The following is a 25,986-nucleotide window of genomic DNA, read 5'->3' on the forward strand; positions in this document are numbered from 1 at the left end:
CAGCGAGTAGCTTCAGATCATCGAAGCCCAGAAGGAGTTAGTAAGGCAGTGTTGTTTGGCCTTGTTAACGTTTCGATCTTCTCGGTCGAAAGCGGAGAAAAAGAGGTGTTGACAGCAGCGTGTAACGCTGTAGAATTCGCCTCCCGCTAACGAGAGATCGAAAGCGCAAGTGGTTGAAGTTACAAAGGAAACTTTGAAAGCTTCTGAAAATAATCACTTGACAGCAAATGAGGCTGCTGTAGAATGCGCGCCTCGGTTGAGACGAAAGATCTTAACCAACCGCTCTTTAACAACTGAATCAAGCAATTCGTGTGGGTGCTTGTGGAGTCAGACTGATAGTCAACAAGATTATCAGCATCACAAGTTACTCCGCGAGAAATCAAAGATGTAACCAACGATTGCTGAGCCAAGTTTAGGGTTTCTTAAAAACCCAAAGATGTTTGAACTGAAGAGTTTGATCATGGCTCAGATTGAACGCTGGCGGCAGGCCTAACACATGCAAGTCGAGCGGTAGAGAGAAGCTTGCTTCTCTTGAGAGCGGCGGACGGGTGAGTAATGCCTAGGAATCTGCCTGGTAGTGGGGGATAACGTCCGGAAACGGACGCTAATACCGCATACGTCCTACGGGAGAAAGCAGGGGACCTTCGGGCCTTGCGCTATCAGATGAGCCTAGGTCGGATTAGCTAGTTGGTGGGGTAATGGCTCACCAAGGCGACGATCCGTAACTGGTCTGAGAGGATGATCAGTCACACTGGAACTGAGACACGGTCCAGACTCCTACGGGAGGCAGCAGTGGGGAATATTGGACAATGGGCGAAAGCCTGATCCAGCCATGCCGCGTGTGTGAAGAAGGTCTTCGGATTGTAAAGCACTTTAAGTTGGGAGGAAGGGCAGTAAATTAATACTTTGCTGTTTTGACGTTACCGACAGAATAAGCACCGGCTAACTCTGTGCCAGCAGCCGCGGTAATACAGAGGGTGCAAGCGTTAATCGGAATTACTGGGCGTAAAGCGCGCGTAGGTGGTTCGTTAAGTTGGATGTGAAATCCCCGGGCTCAACCTGGGAACTGCATTCAAAACTGACGAGCTAGAGTATGGTAGAGGGTGGTGGAATTTCCTGTGTAGCGGTGAAATGCGTAGATATAGGAAGGAACACCAGTGGCGAAGGCGACCACCTGGACTGATACTGACACTGAGGTGCGAAAGCGTGGGGAGCAAACAGGATTAGATACCCTGGTAGTCCACGCCGTAAACGATGTCAACTAGCCGTTGGGAGCCTTGAGCTCTTAGTGGCGCAGCTAACGCATTAAGTTGACCGCCTGGGGAGTACGGCCGCAAGGTTAAAACTCAAATGAATTGACGGGGGCCCGCACAAGCGGTGGAGCATGTGGTTTAATTCGAAGCAACGCGAAGAACCTTACCAGGCCTTGACATCCAATGAACTTTCTAGAGATAGATTGGTGCCTTCGGGAACATTGAGACAGGTGCTGCATGGCTGTCGTCAGCTCGTGTCGTGAGATGTTGGGTTAAGTCCCGTAACGAGCGCAACCCTTGTCCTTAGTTACCAGCACGTTATGGTGGGCACTCTAAGGAGACTGCCGGTGACAAACCGGAGGAAGGTGGGGATGACGTCAAGTCATCATGGCCCTTACGGCCTGGGCTACACACGTGCTACAATGGTCGGTACAGAGGGTTGCCAAGCCGCGAGGTGGAGCTAATCCCAGAAAACCGATCGTAGTCCGGATCGCAGTCTGCAACTCGACTGCGTGAAGTCGGAATCGCTAGTAATCGCGAATCAGAATGTCGCGGTGAATACGTTCCCGGGCCTTGTACACACCGCCCGTCACACCATGGGAGTGGGTTGCACCAGAAGTAGCTAGTCTAACCTTCGGGAGGACGGTTACCACGGTGTGATTCATGACTGGGGTGAAGTCGTAACAAGGTAGCCGTAGGGGAACCTGCGGCTGGATCACCTCCTTAATCGACGACATCAGTTGCTCCATAAGTTCCCACACGAATTGCTTGATTCATTGAAGAAGACGATAAAGAAGCAGCCCGAAATTGGGTCTGTAGCTCAGTTGGTTAGAGCGCACCCCTGATAAGGGTGAGGTCGGCAGTTCGAATCTGCCCAGACCCACCAATTTTGTGTGGGAAACGCCTGTAGAAATACGGGGCCATAGCTCAGCTGGGAGAGCGCCTGCCTTGCACGCAGGAGGTCAACGGTTCGATCCCGTTTGGCTCCACCACTACTGCTTCTGTCTTGAAAGCTTAGAAATGAGCATTCCATCACTGTGATGGTGAATGTTGATTTCTAGTCTTTGATTAGATCGTTCTTTAAAAATTTGGGTATGTGATAGAAAGATAGACTGAACGTTACTTTCACTGGTAACGGATCAGGCTAAGGTAAAATTTGTAAGTAATTGCGAATTTTCGGCGAATGTCGTCTTCACAGTATAACCAGATTGCTTGGGGTTATATGGTCAAGTGAAGAAGCGCATACGGTGGATGCCTTGGCAGTCAGAGGCGATGAAAGACGTGGTAGCCTGCGAAAAGCTTCGGGGAGTCGGCAAACAGACTTTGATCCGGAGATGTCTGAATGGGGGAACCCAGCCATCATAAGATGGTTACCTTACACTGAATACATAGGTGTATGGAGCGAACCAGGGGAACTGAAACATCTAAGTACCCTGAGGAAAAGAAATCAACCGAGATTCCCTTAGTAGTGGCGAGCGAACGGGGACTAGCCCTTAAGTGGCTTTGAGATTAGCGGAACGCTCTGGAAAGTGCGGCCATAGTGGGTGATAGCCCTGTACGCGAAAATCTCTTAGTCATGAAATCGAGTAGGACGGAGCACGAGAAACTTTGTCTGAATATGGGGGGACCATCCTCCAAGGCTAAATACTACTGACTGACCGATAGTGAACTAGTACCGTGAGGGAAAGGCGAAAAGAACCCCGGAGAGGGGAGTGAAATAGATCCTGAAACCGTATGCGTACAAGCAGTGGGAGCAGACTTTGTTCTGTGACTGCGTACCTTTTGTATAATGGGTCAGCGACTTATTTTCAGTGGCGAGCTTAACCGAATAGGGGAGGCGTAGCGAAAGCGAGTCTTAATAGGGCGTCTAGTCGCTGGGAATAGACCCGAAACCGGGCGATCTATCCATGGGCAGGTTGAAGGTTGGGTAACACTAACTGGAGGACCGAACCGACTACCGTTGAAAAGTTAGCGGATGACCTGTGGATCGGAGTGAAAGGCTAATCAAGCTCGGAGATAGCTGGTTCTCCTCGAAAGCTATTTAGGTAGCGCCTCATGTATCACTGTAGGGGGTAGAGCACTGTTTCGGCTAGGGGGTCATCCCGACTTACCAAACCGATGCAAACTCCGAATACCTACAAGTGCCGAGCATGGGAGACACACGGCGGGTGCTAACGTCCGTCGTGAAAAGGGAAACAACCCAGACCGTCAGCTAAGGTCCCAAAGTTATGGTTAAGTGGGAAACGATGTGGGAAGGCTTAGACAGCTAGGAGGTTGGCTTAGAAGCAGCCACCCTTTAAAGAAAGCGTAATAGCTCACTAGTCGAGTCGGCCTGCGCGGAAGATGTAACGGGGCTCAAACCATACACCGAAGCTACGGGTATCATCTTCGGATGATGCGGTAGAGGAGCGTTCTGTAAGCCTGTGAAGGTGAGTTGAGAAGCTTGCTGGAGGTATCAGAAGTGCGAATGCTGACATGAGTAACGATAATGGGTGTGAAAAACACCCACGCCGAAAGACCAAGGTTTCCTGCGCAACGTTAATCGACGCAGGGTTAGTCGGTCCCTAAGGCGAGGCTGAAAAGCGTAGTCGATGGAAAACAGGTTAATATTCCTGTACTTCTGGTTATTGCGATGGAGGGACGGAGAAGGCTAGGCCAGCTTGGCGTTGGTTGTCCAAGTTTAAGGTGGTAGGCTGGAATCTTAGGTAAATCCGGGATTCTAAGGCCGAGAGCTGATGACGAGTTATCTTTTAGATGACGAAGTGGTTGATGCCATGCTTCCAAGAAAAGCTTCTAAGCTTCAGGTAACCAGGAACCGTACCCCAAACCGACACAGGTGGTTGGGTAGAGAATACCAAGGCGCTTGAGAGAACTCGGGTGAAGGAACTAGGCAAAATGGCACCGTAACTTCGGGAGAAGGTGCGCCGGTGAGGGTGAAGGACTTGCTCCGTAAGCTCATGCCGGTCGAAGATACCAGGCCGCTGCGACTGTTTATTAAAAACACAGCACTCTGCAAACACGAAAGTGGACGTATAGGGTGTGACGCCTGCCCGGTGCCGGAAGGTTAATTGATGGGGTTAGCTAACGCGAAGCTCTTGATCGAAGCCCCGGTAAACGGCGGCCGTAACTATAACGGTCCTAAGGTAGCGAAATTCCTTGTCGGGTAAGTTCCGACCTGCACGAATGGCGTAACGATGGCGGCGCTGTCTCCACCCGAGACTCAGTGAAATTGAAATCGCTGTGAAGATGCAGTGTATCCGCGGCTAGACGGAAAGACCCCGTGAACCTTTACTATAGCTTTGCACTGGACTTTGAATTTGCTTGTGTAGGATAGGTGGGAGGCTTTGAAGCGTGGACGCCAGTTCGCGTGGAGCCAACCTTGAAATACCACCCTGGCAACTTTGAGGTTCTAACTCAGGTCCGTTATCCGGATCGAGGACAGTGTATGGTGGGTAGTTTGACTGGGGCGGTCTCCTCCTAAAGAGTAACGGAGGAGTACGAAGGTGCGCTCAGACCGGTCGGAAATCGGTCGTAGAGTATAAAGGCAAAAGCGCGCTTGACTGCGAGACAGACACGTCGAGCAGGTACGAAAGTAGGTCTTAGTGATCCGGTGGTTCTGTATGGAAGGGCCATCGCTCAACGGATAAAAGGTACTCCGGGGATAACAGGCTGATACCGCCCAAGAGTTCATATCGACGGCGGTGTTTGGCACCTCGATGTCGGCTCATCACATCCTGGGGCTGAAGCCGGTCCCAAGGGTATGGCTGTTCGCCATTTAAAGTGGTACGCGAGCTGGGTTTAGAACGTCGTGAGACAGTTCGGTCCCTATCTGCCGTGGACGTTTGAGATTTGAGAGGGGCTGCTCCTAGTACGAGAGGACCGGAGTGGACGAACCTCTGGTGTTCCGGTTGTCACGCCAGTGGCATTGCCGGGTAGCTATGTTCGGAATAGATAACCGCTGAAAGCATCTAAGCGGGAAACTAGCCTCAAGATGAGATCTCACTGGAACCTTGAGTTCCCTGAAGGGCCGTCGAAGACTACGACGTTGATAGGTTGGGTGTGTAAGCGCTGTGAGGCGTTGAGCTAACCAATACTAATTGCCCGTGAGGCTTGACCATATAACACCCAAGCAATTTGCGTCGAAGAGACCAGATTGCGGTGTGTGAAGACGAAACGAACCGAAAGTTCGAGATCTTGCAAAACACCGAAAGCTATCACATACCCAATTTGCTGAAGCGAGGCCAGCTGGCCACGACTCAGTACCCGAATTTCTTGACGACCATAGAGCATTGGAACCACCTGATCCCATCCCGAACTCAGCAGTGAAACGATGCATCGCCGATGGTAGTGTGGGGTTTCCCCATGTGAGAGTAGGTCATCGTCAAGATTAAATTCCAGAACCCCTGATTGCTTATGCAGTCAGGGGTTTTGTTTTGCGCGGTCGGAAACTTTACCGACATGCTCGATATACAGCGGCACCCCGACAAATTTGCACAGTTATTTCTGAACCAGAACACTAGAATAGGCACCTAACCTTTTTTAGAGTCCGAGCCCTATATGCCCGACCCGGTTGATGCCCTTGAGGCGTCAGACTTACCGCTGGACGAACTCGTGGCATGCCATGAGTGCGACTTGTTGATGCGCAAGCCGGAGCTTGCCCGCGGTGAGAAGGCCCAATGCCCGCGCTGCGGCTACGAGCTGTACGCTCACCGCCACAACGTCGTTGAACGAAGCCTGGCGTTAGTGCTTGCGGCGCTATTGTTGTACGTCCCCGCGAACTTTTTACCCATCATGCAGCTCAATCTACTCGGGCAGTCCTCGCAGGACACCGTATGGACCGGCGTCGTCGGCCTGTTCGACACCGGCATGCAGGGAGTCGCCGTGGTGGTGTTCCTCTGCAGCATGGGCATTCCGTTGCTCAAGCTCCTGTGCCAACTGGCGGTATTGCTGAGCATTCGCTGGAACATCGGTCGCAGCTACGGCCTGCTGTTTTATCGCATTTACCACCACCTCAAGGACTGGGGAATGCTCGAGGTGTACCTGATGGGCGTGCTGGTGGCGATCGTAAAACTGGCTGACATGGCCACTATCACCGTAGGGCTCGGTCTGGCCTGCTTCGTCAGTCTGTTAATGGTCCAGATACTGCTGGAGGTGGTCATGTCACCTCACCAGATCTGGGAAGCGCTGTCAGGAGAGGATGCTCATGCGGGCGATTGATGCGGGCATTCTGATCTGTACCGAATGCCACGAACTAAACAAACAAGACCCGGACACCGACGAGCAAACCTGCACCCGTTGCGGCGCGCTGGTCCACGCCCGTCGTCCGAACAGCCTGACGCGCACCTGGGCGCTGCTGATCACCGCGGCCATCCTGTACATCCCGGCTAATCTGTTGCCGATCATGACCGTCAGTTCCCTGGGGCAGGGCGATCCGAGCACCATCATGTCCGGCGTGATCCAATTGATGCAGCACGGTATGTTCCCCATCGCCGCTGTAGTGTTTATCGCCAGCATCCTGGTGCCCACCTTCAAGCTGGTGGGCATCGGCTTGTTACTGTTCTCGGTGCAGCGTCACCAGCCACTTTCCGCGCAACAACGCATTATCATGTACCGCTTTATCGAGTTCATTGGCCGCTGGTCCATGCTGGATATCTTCGTGATTGCCATCCTGGTGGCAGTCGTAAACTTTGGGCGACTTGCCAGTGTCGAGGCCAATCTCGGTGCCGTAGCGTTCGCCAGTGTGGTGATCTTGACGATGCTTGCCGCAGTAACTTTTGATCCCCGACTGATTTGGGATAACACGGAGTCGGACGACGACCATGAGTGATTTGCCTAAGGCTAAAACCCGCCCAGCTTCCAACTGGTCGGCCATTTGGGTGCTGCCCCTGATTGCCCTGATCATCGGTGGCTGGTTGGGATGGCGTGCGTACAACCAGCAAGGTATCGAGATTCAGGTACGCTTTGAAAGCGGCGAAGGCATCCAGGCCAACAAGACCGAAGTGGTCTACAAAGGCATGTCCGTGGGTAAGGTCAAGACCCTGGCCCTGGATGACGAAGGTAACAATCGCGGGGTGATTGCTACCATCGAGATGAACAAGGATGTGGAGCAATACCTCAAGACCAACACCCGCTTCTGGCTGGTAAAGCCAAGTGTCAGCCTGGCCGGGATCACCGGCCTGGAAACCCTGGTCTCGGGTAACTACATCGCCGCCAGCCCAGGCGATGGTGAGCCGACGCGCAAGTTCAAGGCCCTGTCCGAAGAACCGCCTTTATCCGACGCCAAGCCCGGCCTGCACCTGACGATCAAAGCTGATCGACTCGGCTCGCTGAACCGTGGCAGCCCGGTGTTCTACAAGCAGATCCAGGTCGGCCAGGTCAAAAGCTACCTGCTCTCCGAAGACCAGACCACCGTTGAAATCAAGGTTTACATCGAGCCGACCTACGCCAGCCTGGTGCGTAAACACACGCGTTTCTGGAACGCCAGCGGCATCAGCATCGACGCCAACCTTTCCGGCGTAAAAGTCCGCAGTGAATCCCTGGCCAGCATCGTTGCCGGCGGTATCGCCTTCGCCACGCCGGAGAATCGCAAGGACAGCCCACCGACGGACCCGAGCCTGCCGTTCCGCCTGTACGAAGACTTCGATGCAGCCGCGGCGGGCATCAAGGTCAAAGTCAAACTCACCGACTTCGAAGGCCTCCAGGCGGGCCGCACCCCGGTGATGTACAAAGGCATCCAGGTCGGCAGCCTGAAGACCCTGAAGATCGACCCGGACCTGTCCAGCGCCAATGCCGAGTTGACCCTCGACCCACTGGCCGAAGACTACCTCGTCCAGGACACCCAATTCTGGGTAGTCAAGCCGTCCATCTCACTGGCCGGCATCACCGGGCTGGAAGCGTTGGTCAAAGGTAACTACATCGCCATCCGTCCCGGCGACAAGGGCACCGCGCCACAACGGGAGTACGTCGCCCGCGCCAAGGCGCCGCCACTGGACCTGCGTTCCCCCGGCCTGCACATGGTGCTCTTCACCGACAACCTCGGTTCCCTGGATGTCGGCAGCCCGATCCTCTACAAGCAGGTCAAGGTCGGTTCCGTGCAGAGCTACCAGTTCTCCCGCAAGAACAAGCAACTGGTGATCGGCGTCCATATCGAGAAAGAATACGAAGGCCTGGTCAATGGCTCGACCCGTTTCTGGAATGCCAGCGGCGTGACCCTGACCGGTGGGCTTACCGGCGGCATCCAGGTGAAAAGCGAATCCCTGGCCAGCCTGATGGCGGGCGGTATCGCCTTCGAAACCCCGGAGCCGAATGTGCCGCTGAAAAAGCGCATCCCACGTTTCCGTCTGTTCCCGGATCGCGAAGCCGCCAACCAGCACGGTACATTGGTGACCATCAAGGTCGACCGCGCCGATGGCCTGCGCCCGGGTACCCCAGTGCGCTTCAAGGGCCTGGACGTAGGCAAGATCGAAAGTGTCGACCTGAGCGCCGACATGCAATCGGTGCTGCTCAGCGCGCGTATCACCCAGGTGGCCGACCGCATCGCACGGGCCGGCAGTCAGTTCTGGGTGGTCAAGCCTGAACTGGGCCTGATGAAAACGTCGAACCTGGAAACCCTGGTGACCGGCCAGTACATCGAAGTACAGCCAGCGACCAAAAGCATCGGCCCACAGAAGAGTTTCGTCGCGCTGGACAAGCCGCCAGAAGCCGTTCATCAGGAGGAGGGCCTGAGCCTGGTACTCAGCGCCGCACGCCGTGGCTCGTTGAAGGAAGGCGTTCCGGTCACTTACCGCGAAGTCACCGTAGGCAAAGTTACCGGCTACGAGCTGGGCCAGACCGCCGACCGTGTGCTGGTTCACATCCTGATCGAGCCCAAGTACGCGCCTCTGGTGCGCAGTGGCAGCCGGTTCTGGAACACCAGCGGCTTCGGGCTCGACTTCGGCTTGTTCAAGGGCGCGACTGTTCGCACGGAGTCCCTGGAGACCCTGGTCGCCGGCGGCATCGCCTTTGCCACGCCGGACGGCGAGCGTATGGGCAACGCTGCACGGCCCCAGCAGACCTTCCCGCTGTTCGACAAGTTTGAAGATGAATGGCTGACCTGGGCGCCTAAAATCCCGCTCGGCAAATAGACCGAGGCGCGGCCTTCGCGAGCAAGCCCGCTCCCACATTTGACCCAGTTCCCATTGAAGGAACCCGATTGAATGTGGGAGCGGGCTTGCTCGCGAAGAGACCCTCAAGAACACAAAAAAAGGCCGCGATCCAGAAGATCGCGGCCTTTTTGCATTTCAGCGCAACTGATTAAACCTCATCCAGCTCCGGCTCATCCGCCTGCACATTCACCGTCGCCTTTACCACATCGTGACGACGGATGTACTTCCAGTCCGCTTCATCAATGTAGATCCCGTTCGGCCCGCTGCCGCCTTCCAGGTCGATCGCCACCTGGGCGGAAACCTGCGGCTTCACACTGGCCAGAATCGGCACGAAGCCCAGCTGCAAGCTGGTTTCCAGCAACGCCGCCTGGTTCTTCTCATCGATATCCGCCGCCTCGTCGAGGTAGTACGGCAAGCGCACGCGCCCGGCCTGGTCGCGGTCCATCAAGTGCAGCAACAAATACATGTTGGTCAGCGCCTTGATGGTCATGGTGGTGCCGTTGGAGGCGGCGCCATCGATGTCGGTGTGAATGATCGGCTGGCCGTTGACCTTGGTGATCTCGAACGCCAGTTCGAACAAGTCCTTGAGGCCCAACTGGTTATGATTGGCCGCTACCAGGCGCGCCAGGTATTCCTTGGCCTCTTCGTTCTTGTTGTCCTGCTCGGCGCTCTGGCTCAGATCGAACACCGACAGGGTTTCGCCTTCTTCATACTGGCCGGCACTGTGGATGATCTGGTCGATATGCTTGAGGGCTTCCTTGTTCGGCGCGAGCACGATGCGGAAGCTCTGCAGGTTGGACACCTGGCGCTTGTTGATCTCGCGGTTGAACAACGCCAACTGGTGCTCAAGGCTGTCGTAGTCGCTGCGGATATTGCGCAAGGTGCGTGCGATATCGGTGACGGCCGCACGCCGGGCCTTGCCCAGGGTCAGCGCTTCATCGGTACGGTGCGCATAAGCGTTGATCAACAGATGCAGGCGGCGCTCCATATCGTCCTCACTGTCGAACTTGGCCACGCCCTTGAGGCGCACCTGTGCGTACAGTGCGTCGATCTGGCCATCAGCGCGCAGCAGGCCTTGCCAGCTGTCCTGGTAGTCATTGAGCAGCGGCAGCAGGTTGTCCATGGAATCGTCGACCGGGTCCATGAACGGCGTACCAAACGGCAAGTCTGCCGGCAGCAACTGGCGACGACGCAACGCGTCATCCAGGGTGCGCTGCTTGGCTTCCATATCACCAATCTGCCTGCCTACCAATTGCAGCTTGGCCGACAGTTGCTGGACGCGCTCGGTAAACGCATCGCTGGAGCGTTTTAATTCGTCCTGGGCCGCTTCCATCTGCGCCAGGCTTTCCAGCTTCTCGCCTTCCTCGGCGCTCAGGGTTTGTGCACGGCGGAAATCTTCCAGCGCCTTCTGCGCGTCCAGTACCTGTTGGTACAGCGCTTCAGTCTGGGTCTTGCTCGCCGCGCGGTCGGCCGCCACGGCTTGCTGGGTTTTCAGTTGCTTGAGTTCTTTTTCCAGACGCTCTTTCTGGTCGCGCAACGCGGCGCGGTCAGCCAGTGCCTGCAACGCTGGTGGTTCAATGTGCGAGATGTCGATGGCCAGCCCCCGGCACTTCAAAACGCTCGCCCTTGAAGCCATCAAGGATCTGCTCCAGGGATTTCACCCACAGGCCGTCCTCGTCCAGCGTGATGCCATGCTCACCCAGCGGCAAGCTGAACAGCGAACTGTTGAACAGGCGCATCAGACGCTCGACATCCTGCTGCGAGAATTCTTCCCGCAGCTTGGCGTAGCTGTTGTTGTCGGCGTGATCGAGTTGCTGCTTCACCGACTTCAGGCGTTTTTCCAGGTCCCGCAGACGTTCGTCCAGATCCTCGGCGCTGAACTGACGCGACTGCGCCAAGGCCCCGGCCAGTTCATCGTGAGCATCCTTGGCGGCCAGCAGTTGCTGCTCCAGCACCTTGACGTCATCCACCAGCGCGAAGCGGTGCTTGAGCACCGACAGCTCACCCAGCCAGCGCTGAATCCCGCTGATTTCCCGCTCCAGGCGCATCAGCTCCTGAGTGCCGCCGCGCTGGTCGTTCTGCAGCGAATCCTGCTCGTTGCGGTAATGCTCGGCCTGGATCGTCAGTTCTTCCTTGCGCGCACTGGCGTAGTCCGACCAAGTGCCCAGCAACGAATCCAGCAGCGGTGACAGGCGATGCAGCTTGCCCCGCAGAATGTCCCGCTGCTTCACGCCGTTGGCCAAGGCTTCTACCAGAGGGCCGGCAGCCACCAGCGAGTTGTAGTCCTGCTCCATGCGTCGTACATCGCGGAAGGCTTCTTCGCACGCCGCGATGTAATCGACACTGCCGGAACGCAGGCTGTGTTCGAACGCATCCAGAAACAGCTGCTTCAACTTGGCCGCGGTGATTTCCCGCATGTGCAGCAAATTGATAAACAGCGCGCGGAAGGTCTTCAGGCTCTGCTCGCTGGTGGAGCGCAGCGGAATCAGGGTCAGGTCCAGCGGGATCGACGTATGGCCGCCCACCAGCAAACGCCGCAGCTCATCGGGCTTGAGCTCATAGGCTTTCAGGCCTTCGCGCTCAAGGTTGGTGAACAGCTCTTTCTGGCGCAGGCAGGTGTCGTTCTTCTGGTAGTGCGCCAGGTCCAGCTTGCCGGCGTAGGCAAAGAACTGGTGACCGAAACCACCGCCCGGGCCGCGACCGACCACGCCGATCACGTGCGGGCCATGGGGAAGCGAGACTTCCACGAGGATGTAGCTGGTGTCGGTGGCAAAGTAGAAACGCCGGGATTGCTCCAGGGTGTACTTGCCGAAACTCATGTCCGACATGCGCGCCAGAATCGGGAACTGCAAGGCGTTGATCGACGCCGATTTGCCGAGGTTGTTCGCGCCGTACACCGACAGCGGTTCTTCCAGCGGGAACAAACCCAGGCTGTAACCGGCGGTGTTCAAAAGGGCGAAGCGGCGAATGCCGTAGCGTTCCTTGCTCATGCGTCGGTCTCCTGTTCTTCGGCAATGGCGCGGGCCAGGGCGTCTTCTTCGCTTTCTTCTGCAAAGTCACTCAAGTCCAGCGGGTCATCGGTCTTCAGCAGTTTTTCATCGCTGTCTTCGTCGATGATCACCGGGGCCGGCAACGGCAATACGCTGTGGATGCTCGCGGCCAGGTCGCGGTCTTGCTGGACCGAGAGGCACACATCGAGGAAGCGGTGCATCGGCGGCAGGAAGCGGTAGATGCCGTTCTCTTCACCGGCAAAACCCAGCTGGGTCATGCGGCGCATGATTTTTTCTTCCAGTTCCTCGACGGTCTGCACTTCGGCCTGGATAAACAGGTCGCGGTACTTTTCCAGCAACGACGGCAGTTCGTCACGGCCCAGGCTGCCACCGTCGAGCACGGCGATCGGGTCGCGGCCCTGGTCGGCCAGGTGCTCGACGATGATGAAGGTGAACAACGCCAGGCGCTGGGCGGTCTTGTTGACCTGCGCGGCGGCCACGGCCGAGTCCGGCACGAAGTAGTAGAAACCTCGCGTGTCGCACACCAACTCAAAGCCCAGGGCCTTGAACAACGTGCGGTACTGGTCCTGGAAGTTCGACAGTTGGGCGTACAGCTCCGGGTCGCGGCGGCTGACGTGGTAACCCTTGAACAGCTCGCGAAAGATCGGCGCCAGCTGGGACAGTTCGGATAGATCAAGATGCATGAGGGGTGCTCGCAGAATTCCCGGCCGTATCAATACTGGCTGGAAGCAGGGCGAATGAGCGCAGGCTGACCTGGTGCTCGTGAGTGTGGTAATCCCGTCGTTCCAGACGTTCACGCTTGAAGCGTTTTTCCCGCGACAGGCGTGAGAACCAGTACAGCAACTCGTCGGTTGCGCCGTCCGGTTCCTGCTCCAGCAGCCAGGTCATCAGGTCCGGCATCGGCAGTGCGTCTTCACAGCGCTCGAGCATTTCCTTGACCGTGCGCGGTGCGCGAGGGGCTTCGCCCTTGTGGGATTTATGCGCCTTGGGGAAACGCGCCGGCTTCGGTTCGAAGTTGGCCAGGGCGTACACGTAGGCTTCGACCTGGCTGGCACTGCCAAGAAAGGTGCTTTGCGGCCGGGTGAACATCGGCATCGCCGCTTGCGGCACCGCGTCCAGGCCCTTGCGGCGAATCGCCGACAAGGCCAGCGCCGCGCCACGGGTCACGGCGTTGTGCCGGCGTGCTTCTTCCCGCAACGGCAGCAGCAGTTCCCGGGCGTGACGCAAGGTCAGTTGGGCGCTGGTCTGCATTTCGAGGATGCGCGCGTGGGTGCGCAGCAGCATGTCGTCGTCCACCAGGTGGCCGAGGCGCTGCTGCTCGGTGAGCATGCGTAACAGTACGTTTTCCACCTTGCGCACGCCTTGTTCGAAGGCGCCGTCGGCGTTCACCAGTTGAATCATCGGCTCGACGTATTCGTCCCAGGTCGCCAGTACTTCGGCGTAGCGCTGGCGCAACGGGATCTGCCGGTCACTGGTCTTGGCGCGATCGGCCACGGCAGCGAGGGCCTGTTCATCGTTGGCGAGTTTTTTCAGCACGTCGCGCACGCGCATGTCCAGCAGGCGCAATTGGCGCGCCAGGTCATGGCCGTCGCGGATGTCGAAGGCGTCCTGGATATAACCCGCCAGGCGCTCAAGGTGGCGCAGGTAGGCTTCGATTTCCAGGCACAGGCCTAGCCGGTGCTCCTTGCGAAGATACGCCAGGAAGTCGTGGATCTGTGCGTTGAGCTCGAAACGGTTCGGGCTCTTGGCGACAGGCACCAGGATATCCAGGCGAATCCACACGTCCAGCAGGCTGGTGATGTCCTGTGGCGTGCTGTCCAGTTGTTGGGCGGCCAGCTGGGCGCGCAGTTCGCTGAGGCTCAGGGTGCCTTGGTCGAAGTGTTCGCACAGTGGCTCAAGCAGGGCCCAGTGTTCGGCGAGGGCGCGCAAGACGCGCTTGGGTTCGATCATCGGAATGGCCGGCTGGTTAGCGATTAAAAGCAGCGATTGTACTGCATCGGTGCCGGGATTTATCCACAGCCGGTCGTGAGGCGCTCACCGGAGCGATCAACTGCGGGCGATCTTCGTCGAAGGGCGGTAGAATCCCTGTTCTTTAGTTATCCACAAGTGGCCGACCTTTGCTTATCGAGTCCCGACGTCGCGCTTACTTGACCGCCATGCAGGTGGTCAACTGGCTGCCGCGCACTGAATTACCGTTCGCCGCCCCTTCGCGGCCCGAGCTGCTGGAGGCCCCGGAACCGTTCGAGGCTTTCGAGCCTTCGGGTGAGGAGGCGGCTGCGCCGGTGCCGCTGGTCAAGCCCGTGGCAGAAACCTCGGTGGTCCGGCCAAAGGTCGAAGTGCCGCGCCCGTCGCCGGTGGCGAAGCCGGTCGTCGCCGAAGAGGCGCCTGCCGTGGTCAAGGCTCCGGTCGTACCGCCGCCACGCTTTGCCCTGCAACTGCTGCGGGCCGGGCGTTGCCTGCTGCTGGTGGAGTTACCCACAGGCGAGCGCTTCCAGGCCCGCGACCCGGCCTATCTGCTGCTCAAGGACATGTTGCGCGCCGCCGGCCTGCCCGACAGTCCGCAAATCGTTGGCGAGCCGGTGCGCTGGCCGCTGCTGGCCCGGGGCACCATGGACCAGGGCCCGGAAGCTGCACGGGATTTTGTGCAAGGTTTTGTCTCGGCGCGCCTGGAAGACGAACCCTGCGTGTGCCTGTGGCTGATCGGCCTGCCCGCCGTGCGTTTTGCCGGCGAAGCGAATGCCGAGGCCTGGTACCGCGAACTGCAGGTCGAAGGCCTGGGCTCCGTTTGGGCCCTGCCGGGCCTGGAACTATTAATGGAAGAGCCACAGCGTAAGGCTGATGTCTGGCAAGCTATGCGCCGGCTGATGGCGCGCTGGAAAAGTACCGATGAGTGAAGCTTTATCCTTCCGCCCGATGACCGAGGCGGACCTCGACGCTGTACTGAAGATCGAATACGCAGCGTTCAGCCACCCCTGGACCCGCGGGATTTTTCTCGACGGGCTGGGCAAATACCAGATCTGGCTGATGTTCGAAGGCGAGCAGCAGGTGGGTCACGGGGTGGTGCAGATCATCCTCGATGAAGCACATTTGCTGAACATCACCGTCAAGCCGGAAAACCAGGGCCGTGGCCTGGGCTTGAGCTTGCTGGAGCACCTGATGTCCCGGGCCTACGAGGCCAAGGCGCGGGAATGTTTTCTGGAAGTGCGCGACAGCAACACCGGCGCGTTCCGGCTGTACGAGCGTTATGGTTTCAACGAAATTGGCCGTCGGCGGGATTATTACCCCGCCGTCGGTGGCCGCGAAGATGCGGTCGTGATGGCCTGCACCCTGGTCGACTAAACACAGGGCCCAATGTGGGAGCGGGCTTGGTGGGAGCGGGCTTGCTCGCGAAGGCGATGGTCCAGTCGCCAGATGTAATGACTGACACACCGCCTTCGCGAGCAAGCCCGCTCCCACATTCAGTTCAGCAGGGTGTCAGCGGTTGCCGTCTACTGGATCGATATCGGCCAACTCGGCCTCATCCAGGCCATTGCCGCCGCCGATCTCGTCTTCATCGACGATACTCAAATCGTAATCCGCCGGATGGTCTTCACCTGCTTCCTGCGCATCCCGCGCGCCATCCTCATGGATCAGCGTTTCCGGGCTCATGTCATCATCGGTTGAGTCATGATCGTCAGTGGAAGCACCGGTCATCCCGGCTTCGCGCACCCGTTCGTCGGGCATCAGGTGCTCACGCTCCCGAGGCGGAATTTCGTCGCCGATTTCCGCAGTCGGCTCCTCCTTGTCAAAATCCAGCTCGCGCATTTCGCCCATGCGATCTTCGTTGTCATCAATCGGTTCCGGCTGTGTAGCGCCGTAGGGACGTCGTGATTCAGTCATGGCGATTCCTCATACTGTGGGGCTTATAGTGTGTGGACAGGCATGGCTCCCCAAGATTCAAGTAATTGCCGCCGGCTATCTTTATTGCTGGCGTGACCCGGACGGGCGGTCGAGTGTCAAAACTGCGCATCATTCCTGAGGCTTTCCCTGATGAACGAACTACAAGACTTGCTTGATAACAACGAACGCTGGGCGGATGCGATCAAACAGGAAGATCCCGAATTCTTCGCCAAGCTCGCCCGCCAGCAAACCCCGGAATACCTGTGGATCGGCTGTTCCGACGCCCGCGTGCCGGCCAACGAGATCGTCGGCATGCTGCCTGGCGACCTGTTTGTGCACCGCAACGTGGCCAACGTGGTATTGCACACCGACCTCAATTGCCTGTCGGTGATCCAGTACGCAGTCGACGTGCTCAAGGTCAAACACATCCTGGTGACCGGCCACTATGGCTGCGGTGGCGTACGCGCCTCGATGCAGGACAACCAGTTGGGCCTGATCGACGGCTGGCTGCGCACCATCCGTGACCTGTACTACGAAAACCGCGACGTGCTGGCCCAGTTGCCCACGGAAGAGGAACGCGTAGACCGCCTGTGCGAGCTGAACGTGATCCAGCAGGTGGCCAACGTCGGCCACACCAGCATCGTGCAGAATGCCTGGCACCGCGGGCAAAGCCTGTCGGTTCATGGCTGCATTTACGGGATCAAGGACGGCCGCTGGAAAAGCCTGAACACCACCATCAGTGGCTTCGAGCAATTGCCGCCGCAATACCGCCTGCGCCCGCTGGGTGCGGTCTAAGGGCTTTTGCGTTCGCGCCACTGCTCCATGAATTGCTGACCCTCGGGATTCAACGGCTCCTTCATGCCGGTGATCCAGCCCCGACAGTTGAGCTCGCCGCACTGGCAGCGAAACTGTCGGAACAATACGTCCTCGGTGTGGGCGTAATCCATGGTCAGCAGGGCACCAGCGGGAATGGGCTGAACGGACCACAGTTCCAGGTACGTCATGTCGAGAAACGCGTTCGGGTTGCACGAGTGCGAAAGCAAGCCGCTGAACCACGGGTCGTACAAGTGGATACGCGAGGACATCTGCACCGTATGCAGGCGCCGCTCATTCAATGCGTAGCCGGACACCCTGGCGATACACAGGCGGCTGTCAAAGGCGACGCGGGTCTTGATTCCGTCGCCTGAACCGTCTCGGGTACGCACCACTTCATAGTCGCGAGCGCGGGGGTAGCCGTGTTCGGCGAGGGCGGTCGCGAACGGGTAAAGACACTTGCTCACAGCGGTTTTAGCCTTGTCCATGGCTTGAGTTTTCATGACTCTCCAGGAGGGGCTGCATCGACCTGCCGGTGGTGTCTTGACTGCCAGTCTTGCAGCGGATGGGCGCGGCTCAAGACTCGCTTAAGTGGGAGCCAATTTCTACTGTCAAATCTGACAGTAGAAATTGGCTATCTTTTATGTAGGAAAACGCCCTTCTGGCAGCCTGCTTCAGAGCGCCGGTGCTTCAATCGCCGGTTCTGGCACTGCGCTTTTCAATTGCCTCAGCTGGGTCTTGATCGCCGGCTGGGCACACTTGGCGTTCGCTTGATCGGGCGTCAGCTCGCGGATAGAGGTGTAGAACAGTTCGCAGGTCTGCTCCTTGCGCGTTACCTGCCAGGTGTTCATGCAGCCTTTGAGCTGCACATTCGGATCGCTGGCGGGCTTCTGGCCCATCGAGGCCTGCCAGCAGGCGGCGCTCAAGTCCTGGCCCATCACCTTCAAACCGGCCTCGTCGGCCTTTTGCTCGTCACCGTCGTAGGTGTCGGGGTTGGCGGCATACCAGATGTAGCTCGGGTGATTGGCACCCAGTACGGCGACCTGGCTCCCGACGGCCGGGCTGATTTGCGCCAGGCCCAGTACGGCAACGGTTTGCCCGTATTGCTGCTTGATCCAGCTGCGCACCGGCGCGCCGAAGGCCACCATCGGCAACGCGCCGCCCGCGTGCTGGCTCAGCTCCTTGACCATCCGGGTCTGATAGTCGGTGAAGTAACCGTACACGCCTTCCAGGTCCTTGCCCGCCGTGGCAGGGGCGGCGATCGGGGCGATGTCGATGATGGTCTGGTATTCCGGCGTCTGGGTCGCCGGGATGCCGTTGGCCGTGAGCAAGGTCGCCCAGCGGTCGGTGGTGGCCGACTCCAGGTAGTCCTGGAAGTGGGTCAGGGAATAATCCGGCGGGAAGTGCAGCAGCTCGATGCTCTTGCGGTTTTCCAGGGCCATGCCCAGCGGCAGGAACAGGTACCAGTTGAACTGCCATTTGCCATCACCATTGAGTTTGCTGGCGCCCTGGTAAGCCAGGTCGGCGGTATCGAGCAAGGTGGTCAACGGCTGGCCATAACCGTCTGGCACACCGCTGAACGTGGCCAGCACCTGGTCATGCTCGGTTTTGACGCTGACTTTGCCCCGGCTGTAACCGTCGCGTTGCAGGCTCTGGTTCAGGTAGTGCTCGACGGTCTGTTCCAGCGTCCAGGGACGAAAACAGATGACGCTGCAATTGTTTGGGTACGCGAACAACTGGGTGACCCGTTGCGGGGTACCCAGCGGTACGGTGATGTCAGCCTGTACGACCGCACTCAAGGTCAGTGCGGCCAGGGTGAAGGACAACCTGGTGAGTTTGAACATGGATGGTTCCCTGTCAGCGAAAGCCCGTCTGCGCGGGGTGAATGCCCACCCTCACACAGTAGCGGTTGACCGGGAAAAGCGCGTAGAAAAACTGCGCGCTTGTCGCTTTTGAGCAAGTGCGTCTACACCTTGAAGTGCAGGGCGTTGCTCAAATCCCCCATGGGCTTCTGGCCACGCGCGGTCATGGCGTCGTCACGCTGCTTGAGCCCGTCGAGGGTTTCCAGCTGGAACACCCGGGTGATCAGACGCAGGATCGACGCGGTGTCGTAGACGGTATGGTCCACCGTGCCCTTGCGCGCGAACGGCGAGACCACCAGTGCCGGAATCCGCGTGCCCGGGCCCCAGCGATCGCCTTTTGGCGGTGCAACGTGGTCCCACCAGCCGCCGTTTTCATCGACGGTGACGATCACCACCATGTTCTTCCACTGCGGGCTTTCCTGCAGCACCTTCAAGGCGCGGGTGATATGCCGGTCGCCCGAAGCGACGTCGGCGTAACCGGCGTGCATATTCAGGTTGCCCTGGGGTTTGTAGAAGGTCACCGCAGGCAGCTTGCCGGCCTGGGCATCGGCGAAGAACTTGTTGGTGCTGGCGTCATCCCCCAGGCCGCCATCGCGCAGGCGTTTATTGCGCTCAGCCGGGTTTTCCGGGCCTTGCTGCTTGAAGTAGTTGAAGGGCTGGTGGTGGTACTGGAAGTTCGGAATCTTCGGAATGCCGCCCGAGTCCTTGAACTGATCCAGCGTTGCTTGCCACGCACCGGCGTACCAGGCCCAGTCGACGTTCTTTTTCGACAGTTTGTCGCCGATGTGCTCGTGGGTTTGTGGCACCAGCACGTTAGGCAAGTCGGGCTTGGAGTAATCCGGGCGCTCGGGGTCGCGAATCCAGGTAGGCCAGTAAGGCGGGGCCAGGGTGTTCACGCCGAAACCGTCCGGGGTCAGTGCGCTGGGGCCGAATTGCGGCGGGCCGGTCATGGCGCTGGCCGGGGACTTGTCCAGAGGCTTGAGGCGCGGGTCGGTCGGGTCGTCGCTTTGCAGCGTGGCGATCTGTGCCTTGGCCACCGATTGCGCAGCGTTTGGGTACACCGGCGGGGTGGCGCTGATCAGGTATTGGTGGTTGAGGAACGATCCGCCAAACGCGCCCTGGAAGAAGTTATCGCAGAGCACAAACTCCTTCGCCACGTCCCACAAGCGCAGGGCGTAACGGCTCTGGGCGTAATGGCCCATCAGCAGGCCGCCGGAGTCGCCCCAGGCGACGAACGCATCGTTTTTACCGCCATTGATCTGCATCTGGTTCTGATAGAACACGTGCCACAAATCCCGGGTGACCAGGCTCAGGGGCTGGTCTTCGCCATTCGGGCCTTTGAGGGCGAACGGAGCGTTGGGCAGGTTTTCCTGGTATTGCACTTCGCTGGGGTACGTGACGCCATCCACGGTCTGCGGGCCAACTTGCAACACGCCGCCCCATGTCGGGGGCAGGGTGCTCAGCAGGCTGCCGTCACGGTCGCGTTGTTGATACTCAGCGGCGGTGAGGGCCGACAGGGGTTTCTCGATCCCGGGGAAATCAGCAAACAGGTTGTTGAAACTGCGGTTTTCGGCGTAGATCACCACCACGGTTTTAACCTGTTCGTGCAGGGCCTTGTCCAGCTCTTGCGGGGTCAGCGGCCGCTCCACCGGCTTGCCGGGTGCCTCGCTGGTATTGCCGCAGGCACTCAGGGTCGCACCCACGCCCAGCACGGCCGCGCCTCCCAGGAAGCGCCGCCGGCTGGTGTCGACTGGCGGTTTGGCTTCAATGTCTTGGGAAGGGCGGTCTTTGTGCTCGTCGCTCATTGCTGGGAGTCCATGCGGGTTAGTTGTTGCAATATGTTTCGCCGGAACGGTAGCAATGGAATGTGACGGAACGAAGACAGCAGTGTGATCATGTGGGCATGCTTCCTGATCCCAAGCACTGCTAGACTGGCCCGATATTGCATACCGCAGAGGTGCCCCATGAAACCTTCAACTGCCCTGGATCTCAAGAGGGCTGCCGTGCGTGAAGTAGTAGGACGTTTCCATACCTCCAACCCAAGGGTGTTTGGGTCCGTTTTGTTGGGGACTGATAAAGACGGCAGTGATCTCGATTTACTGGTTGATGCGCTACCGGGAGCGACCCTTTTTGACCTTGGTGGGCTGCAGGTGGAGTTGGAAGACTTGCTCGGGGTAAACGTCGATTTGCTGACGCCTGGCGATCTGCCTCTGAAGTTTCGTGCTCAAGTCTTGGCTGAGGCCCGGCCCGTATGGTCTCAAATCGGATTGGCGACTACCTGGAGCACATGCGCCAGGCATCGTCCGACGCGATCACCTTTGTCGAAGGGGTGAGCAAACCTGAGTTTTTTGAAGACAAGCGTACCCAGCAAGCCGTGATCATGAGTTTGATCATCATCGGCGAAGCGTCGACCAAAATAATGGATCAACATCCAGAGTTTGCAGCCGCCCAACCGCAGGTGCCTTGGCGCAGTATGCGCGGGGTGCGCAACCGGATTGCCCATGGTTACTTCGACATAAATCTTGAAGTGGTATGGGACACGGTTCAGCACGCGCTACCTGAGCTGCTGAACAACCTGCCAGCCGCACCCGCCTGAAGAGCGGGTGCAGCTTCAGATAATTAAGGCATCACCGGCGGCAAATATTTAAGCGTCGTGCCCAACGCCCACAGCAGGAACAACACCAGCGGCGTATGCACCAGCAACTGCACAAACGAAAAGCCGATCAAGTCCCGCGCCTTCAACCCCAGCACGCCCAGCAGCGGCAGCATATAGAACGGGTTGATCAGGTTAGGCAGCGCTTCGGCGGCGTTGTAGATCTGCACCGCCCAGCCCAGGTGATATTCCAGGTCGTTGGCGACCTGCATCACGTACGGCGCCTCGATGATCCACTTGCCGCCGCCCGACGGGATAAAGAAGCCCAGCACCGCCGAGTACACGCCCATCAACAGCGCGTAGGTGTCGTGGGACGCGATCGAGGTGAAGAAGGTCGAGATGTGGTGCGCCAGGGTCGCGCCGTCACTGCCTTTCACCACGGTCATCAGCGCGGCAATCGAGCCATACAGCGGGAACTGGATCAGCACCCCGGTGGTGGTGGGTACCGCACGGGCCACCGCATCGAGAAAACTGCGCGGACGCCAGTGCAGTAGGGCACCGACCATCAGGAACAGGAAGTTATAGGTGTTCAGCCCCGAGATCGCGCTGATCGCCGGCTTGGTCGAGAATTCATGGAACAACCAACCGGCGGCCAGCAACGCCAGCAGGATGGTCAGCAACGGGCTGTGCTCCAGCCACTCGCCCGGACGGGTCGGCGGTTGCGGCTTGGGCATGTTGAAGGCCGGGTCGATACCGCAAGCCTTGGCGTCACGGGCGGAGTTCGGCCCGGGCGCGGTGGCGTAGGCGATGATCAGCGACACCACGATCAGCGCCAGCAACAGCACGCCGGACTGCCACAGAAAGATGGTGTCGGTGAACGGGATCATCCCGGTGATCGACAGGATCGACGGCGGCAAACTGGCCGGGTTGGCCTGCAACTGCGCCGCCGACGACGACAGCCCCAGCGCCCAAACGGCACCCAGACCGAGGTAGGCCGCAGCACCGGCCGCGCGGTAATCCATGCGCAAATCCGTACGCCGGGCCAGCGCACGCACCAACAAACCACCGAACACCAGGGACAGGCCCCAGTTGAGCAACGAGGCGACCATCGAAATCAGCGCCACCCAGGCCACGGCAGAACGGCCGTTCTTCGGGATGCGCGCCAGGCGGTCGATCAACTTCACGGCGGGCGGGGAGCTGGCGACCACGTAACCGCCAATCACCACAAACGCCATTTGCATGGTGAACGGGATCAAACTCCAGAAACCGTCACCAAACGCCTTGGCGGCCTCGGTCGGCGCGGCGCCCATGCCCAGGGTCGCCACGGCGACAATGATCACGGCGAGGGCGGCAAACACCCAGGAGTCAGGGAACCAGCGCTCGGCGAAGTTTGAACAACGCAGGGCGAATCGGGCGTAGCGGCTGTCTTCGATAGCATCGGCCACGTTCAGTACCTCTATTTGTATTTATTATGGGGGCGGCAGTTTTGCTGCATGTTCCTCTACGGCTATTCATTTGGGAATGTAGTTATCTTCATTGATCAATGAGTAAAGCAAATATATCCGGCGAGATTGCCATCACCGGGCCCAGCTCATAACCTGCAGGCCATTTTGTTTGTCTGCCGAGCTTTTCCATGACTGCCACCTCTTATCCACAGGCGCAGCGTTTCTCCCGCTCCGACTACAAAACCCTGGGCCTGGCTGCCCTGGGCGGGGCCCTGGAAATCTACGACTTCATCATCTTCGTATTTTTTGCGCTGACCCTCAGCCAGCTGTTCTTCCCGCCGGAAATGCCCGAGTGGCTGCGTCTGCTGCAAAGCTTCGGCATCTTTGTCACCGGCTACCTCGCGCGCCCACTGGGCGGAATCCTGATGGCGCACTTCGCCGATCACCTGGGGCGCAAACGGGTGTTCAGCCTGAGCATCCTGATGATGGCGCTGCCGTGCCTGCTGATCGGGATCATGCCCACCTACGCACACATCGGTTATTTCGCACCGTTGATCCTGCTGGCGCTGCGCATCCTCCAGGGTGCGGCAGTGGGCGGGGAAGTGCCCAGCGCCTGGGTGTTTGTCGCCGAACACGCTCCGGACAACCATCGTGGTTATGCCCTGGGCTTCCTCCAGGCCGGGCTGACCTTCGGCTACCTGCTCGGCGCGCTGACGGCGACGCTGCTGGCGCAAGTCTTCACCCCGGCCGAAATCCTCGACTACGCCTGGCGCTTCCCGTTCCTGCTCGGCGGCGTGTTCGGCGTGATCGGTGTCTGGCTGCGGCGCTGGCTCAGCGAAACCCCGGTGTTCCTGCAAATGCAGGCCCGTCGCCAGGCCGGCGCCGAACTGCCGCTGCGTACCGTCCTGCGGGAACATCGCAGCGCGCTGCTGCCGGCGATGATCCTCACCTGCGTGCTCACCTCGGCCGTCGTCGTACTGGTGGTGATCACCCCGACCATGATGCAGAAAACCTTCGGCATGAGCCCCAGCCACACCTTCGCCCTGAGCGCGTTGGGCATCGTGTTCCTGAATATCGGTTGCGTGTTGGCCGGGCTGCTGGTGGACCGCATCGGCGCCTGGCGTGCGGTGTTGGTCTATAGCCTGCTGCTGCCGGTGGGGATTGCCGTGCTCTATGCGAGCCTGATTGCCGGTGGCGTGTGGCTGGGCGCAGCGTATGCAATTGCCGGCTTGAGTTGCGGGGTGGTGGGCGCGGTGCCGTCGGTGATGGTCAACCTGTTCCCGGCGCAGGTGCGCGTCTCGGGGATTTCCTTCACCTACAACATTGCCTATGCGCTGTGGGCGAGTACCACGCCGCTGATGTTGATCGCGTTGATGCCGACCAGCCCGTGGATCTGCGTGGGGTATTGCGTGGTAATGGGCGCGGTGGGCGCAGTGAGTGCGGCGCATTTTGGCACGCGCCTACCCACCTGATCGTTCCCACGCTCTGCGTGGGAATGCCTCCCTGGACGCTCCGCGTCCGCTCGTGTAACGCGGAGCGTCACGGATGCATTCCCACGCGGAGCGTGGGAACGATCATTACGTCAGGAAGTGCCACATCAGCAGCGTGCCCACCAGGCCCACCACCGACACAATGGTCTGCAACACCGACCACACCCAGATCGTCTGCTTCAGTTGCAAGCCGAAGTATTCGCGCACCATCCAGAAGCCGGCATCGTTGACGTGGCAGAAGAACACCGAGCCGGCACCAATCGCCAGGGCGACCAGTGAGCTTTGCGTCGCCGCCAATCCCGCCATCATCGGCGCCAGGATGCCCGCCGTTGTCGTGGTGGCGACGGTCGCCGACCCCGTGGCCTGACGCAGCGCCACCGCAATCAACCAGGCCAGCAACAGGTACGGCATGTGCGCGCCTTCGGCCACCTTGCTGATGGTCTGGCTCACGCCGGCATCCAGCAGGGTTTGCTTCAACCCGCCACCGGCGCCGATGGTCAGCAACAGCACCGCGATCGGCGCCAGCGCCTTGCGCAGGGTGTTGCCGACATCGGCCCGCGGCATGCCGCTGGCCCAGCCCAGGCAGATCACCGCGGCAATCACCGCCAGGCCCAGCGCGATCAACGGCTCACCGAGGAACTTCAAGGTCAGTGCCACCGGGCTTTCCGGCGACATGGCAACCTTGGCCAGGGTGCTGCCGAGCATCAGGATCACCGGCAACAGGATGATCAGCAGCGACACACCAAAACTCGGCTGGCGCGGCGCCTTGGGCGGAGCACTGAACAGCGCGCCAATGTCGGCCGGCTCATCCACGTGCATGCGCTTGGACAGCCAGTTGCCGTACAACGGGCCGGCCAGAATCACGGCCGGTACCGCCAGGCAGAAGCCCAGCAACATGGTCAGGCCCAGGTCGGCGTGCAACGCGCTGACCGCAATCAGCGGCCCCGGATGCGGCGGCATCAAGGCGTGCAGGGTGGTCATCCCCGCCAGCGCCGGGATCGCGATTTTCAGCAGCGGCTGGTTCGAACGCTTGGCCATCACAAAGATGATCGGCACCATCATCACCAGGCCCACTTCGAAGAACAGCGGCAGGCCAATCACCATCGCCACCAGCGCCATCACCCACGGCAATGACTTGCCCTTGCCCAACCCCAGCAGGGTGGTGGCGATACGATCGGCAGCGCCGGATTCGGCCATCAACGCGCCGAGCATCGAGCCCAGGGCAATGATGATCCCGGCTTCACCGAGGATCGCCCCGGCGCCTTTGCTGAAGGCCTTGGCCACTTCTTCCGGCGGCAAGCCCGCGCCGACACCGGCGATAAACGTACCGATCAGGATCGACAGGAAGGGCGGCAGCTTGGTCGCGCTGATCAACACAATGATGCTGGCGATGGCCAGTAATACGCAGAACATGAGGCGGGTGTCGTGAACCATCCACGCGGCAGTCGATAACTCCAAAACGGGACTCCTTATCGAACAGGTTGGCTAATATGTTT

Annotated in this window: 16 protein-coding genes, 2 tRNA genes, 3 rRNA genes and 2 pseudogenes; 14 read left to right on the top strand and 9 right to left on the bottom strand. The window is 59.1% G+C overall.

Annotation, left to right across the window (positions count from 1 at the left end; genetic code table 11):
• The first annotated feature begins 442 nt into the window (after nucleotides 1–442).
• The 8 genes from QF039_RS00005 (at nucleotide 443) to QF039_RS00040 (ending at nucleotide 9,376) form a co-directional block, all read left to right on the top strand.
• A 16S ribosomal RNA gene (locus QF039_RS00005) occupies nucleotides 443–1,979 on the top strand.
• Between the two features lie 83 nt (nucleotides 1,980–2,062).
• A tRNA-Ile gene (locus QF039_RS00010) sits at nucleotides 2,063–2,139 on the top strand.
• Between the two features lie 30 nt (nucleotides 2,140–2,169).
• Nucleotides 2,170–2,245, top strand: a tRNA-Ala gene (locus QF039_RS00015).
• A 232-nt stretch (nucleotides 2,246–2,477) separates the two neighbouring features.
• Nucleotides 2,478–5,371: ribosomal RNA gene (locus tag QF039_RS00020) — 23S ribosomal RNA — on the top strand.
• Between the two features lie 153 nt (nucleotides 5,372–5,524).
• Nucleotides 5,525–5,640: ribosomal RNA gene (rrf, locus tag QF039_RS00025) — 5S ribosomal RNA — on the top strand.
• The 16S, 23S and 5S rRNA genes sit together here with 2 tRNA genes alongside, the layout of an rRNA operon.
• A 170-nt stretch (nucleotides 5,641–5,810) precedes the next feature.
• On the top strand, nucleotides 5,811–6,470 hold the full coding sequence (locus QF039_RS00030) for a paraquat-inducible protein A (RefSeq protein WP_003214364.1): 660 nt from the start codon (nucleotides 5,811–5,813) through the stop codon (nucleotides 6,468–6,470).
• Nucleotides 6,457–7,080, top strand: a complete 624-nt coding sequence (locus QF039_RS00035; protein ID WP_003214366.1) for a paraquat-inducible protein A — start codon at nucleotides 6,457–6,459, stop codon at nucleotides 7,078–7,080. Before QF039_RS00030 ends, QF039_RS00035 begins: the two co-directional genes overlap by 14 nt.
• The gene (locus QF039_RS00040; protein ID WP_003214369.1) at nucleotides 7,073–9,376 is read left to right on the top strand and encodes a PqiB family protein; all 2,304 of its coding nucleotides are present in this window, start codon (nucleotides 7,073–7,075) and stop codon (nucleotides 9,374–9,376) included. Before QF039_RS00035 ends, QF039_RS00040 begins: the two co-directional genes overlap by 8 nt.
• A gap of 169 nt (nucleotides 9,377–9,545) precedes the next feature.
• On the opposite strand, the pseudogene mksF reads toward QF039_RS00040, so the two are convergent.
• The 3 genes and pseudogenes from mksF to mksB form a co-directional block, all read right to left on the bottom strand.
• A pseudogene (gene mksF, locus QF039_RS00045) lies at nucleotides 9,546–12,387 on the bottom strand (Mks condensin complex protein MksF).
• Nucleotides 12,384–13,091: an Mks condensin complex protein MksE gene (gene mksE, locus QF039_RS00050; protein WP_003214375.1), complete on the bottom strand. Its 708-nt coding sequence runs from the start codon at nucleotides 13,089–13,091 to the stop codon at nucleotides 12,384–12,386. The pseudogene mksF and the gene mksE overlap by 4 nt, the downstream one beginning before the upstream one ends.
• Nucleotides 13,081–14,358 (bottom strand): Mks condensin complex protein MksB, encoded by a 1,278-nt coding sequence (gene mksB, locus QF039_RS00055; protein WP_003214377.1) that lies wholly within the window; start codon nucleotides 14,356–14,358, stop codon nucleotides 13,081–13,083. Before mksB ends, mksE begins: the two co-directional genes overlap by 11 nt.
• Before the next feature lie 206 nt (nucleotides 14,359–14,564).
• On the opposite strand from mksB, the gene QF039_RS00060 reads away from it, so the two are divergent.
• Together QF039_RS00060 and rimI are read left to right on the top strand one after the other, a co-directional pair.
• Nucleotides 14,565–15,302: an energy transducer TonB gene (locus tag QF039_RS00060; protein WP_307522874.1), complete on the top strand. Its 738-nt coding sequence runs from the start codon at nucleotides 14,565–14,567 to the stop codon at nucleotides 15,300–15,302.
• Complete coding sequence (gene rimI / locus QF039_RS00065) at nucleotides 15,295–15,747, top strand: ribosomal protein S18-alanine N-acetyltransferase (protein WP_003214382.1); 453 nt, start codon at nucleotides 15,295–15,297, stop codon at nucleotides 15,745–15,747. Before QF039_RS00060 ends, rimI begins: the two co-directional genes overlap by 8 nt.
• Nucleotides 15,748–15,882: 135 nt before the next feature.
• Here rimI and QF039_RS00070 read toward each other — a convergent pair whose 3' ends face one another.
• Nucleotides 15,883–16,287, bottom strand: coding sequence for a hypothetical protein (locus tag QF039_RS00070; protein ID WP_003214383.1), 405 nt, complete (start codon nucleotides 16,285–16,287; stop codon nucleotides 15,883–15,885).
• A 150-nt stretch (nucleotides 16,288–16,437) separates the two neighbouring features.
• Here QF039_RS00070 and can point away from each other — a divergent pair, with 150 nt between their 5' ends.
• On the top strand, nucleotides 16,438–17,082 hold the full coding sequence (can, locus tag QF039_RS00075; RefSeq protein WP_003214385.1) for a carbonate dehydratase: 645 nt from the start codon (nucleotides 16,438–16,440) through the stop codon (nucleotides 17,080–17,082).
• Here the strand turns inward: can and QF039_RS00080 are convergent.
• The 3 genes from QF039_RS00080 to acpA form a co-directional block, all read right to left on the bottom strand.
• Nucleotides 17,079–17,603, bottom strand: a complete 525-nt coding sequence (locus tag QF039_RS00080; protein ID WP_003214386.1) for a hypothetical protein — start codon at nucleotides 17,601–17,603, stop codon at nucleotides 17,079–17,081. The two genes, can and QF039_RS00080, sit on opposite strands and share 4 nt — an antisense overlap.
• 171 nt (nucleotides 17,604–17,774) lie before the next feature.
• A complete protein-coding gene (locus QF039_RS00085; RefSeq protein ID WP_177047080.1) occupies nucleotides 17,775–18,944 on the bottom strand; it encodes a hypothetical protein in 1,170 nt (389 codons plus the stop codon).
• Between the two features lie 122 nt (nucleotides 18,945–19,066).
• Entirely contained in the window at nucleotides 19,067–20,767 is a 1,701-nt protein-coding gene (gene acpA / locus QF039_RS00090; RefSeq protein ID WP_307516462.1) for an acid phosphatase, read from the bottom strand.
• A gap of 159 nt (nucleotides 20,768–20,926) precedes the next feature.
• Between acpA and QF039_RS00095 the strand changes: the two are divergent.
• Nucleotides 20,927–21,214: pseudogene (locus tag QF039_RS00095) on the top strand (nucleotidyltransferase family protein); the annotation flags it as partial.
• Nucleotides 21,214–21,558 carry a DUF86 domain-containing protein gene (locus QF039_RS00100; RefSeq protein WP_177020523.1) on the top strand — a complete coding sequence of 115 codons (345 nt, stop codon included), beginning with the start codon at nucleotides 21,214–21,216 and terminating at the stop codon, nucleotides 21,556–21,558. The pseudogene QF039_RS00095 and the gene QF039_RS00100, both read left to right, overlap by 1 nt.
• A gap of 23 nt (nucleotides 21,559–21,581) precedes the next feature.
• Here QF039_RS00100 and QF039_RS00105 read toward each other — a convergent pair whose 3' ends face one another.
• Entirely contained in the window at nucleotides 21,582–23,000 is a 1,419-nt protein-coding gene (locus QF039_RS00105) for a short-chain fatty acid transporter (RefSeq protein ID WP_008437512.1), read from the bottom strand.
• A gap of 188 nt (nucleotides 23,001–23,188) precedes the next feature.
• Between QF039_RS00105 and QF039_RS00110 the strand changes: the two genes are divergently transcribed.
• Complete coding sequence (locus QF039_RS00110; RefSeq protein ID WP_307516465.1) at nucleotides 23,189–24,472, top strand: MFS transporter; 1,284 nt, start codon at nucleotides 23,189–23,191, stop codon at nucleotides 24,470–24,472.
• Nucleotides 24,473–24,577: 105 nt separating this feature from the next.
• Here QF039_RS00110 and QF039_RS00115 read toward each other — a convergent pair whose 3' ends face one another.
• Nucleotides 24,578–25,948: a gluconate:H+ symporter gene (locus tag QF039_RS00115; protein WP_008437508.1), complete on the bottom strand. Its 1,371-nt coding sequence runs from the start codon at nucleotides 25,946–25,948 to the stop codon at nucleotides 24,578–24,580.
• Nucleotides 25,949–25,986 lie beyond the last annotated feature (38 nt).

The sequence above is a fragment of the Pseudomonas sp. W2I6 genome (assembly GCF_030815935.1).
GTDB lineage: Bacteria > Pseudomonadota > Gammaproteobacteria > Pseudomonadales > Pseudomonadaceae > Aquipseudomonas.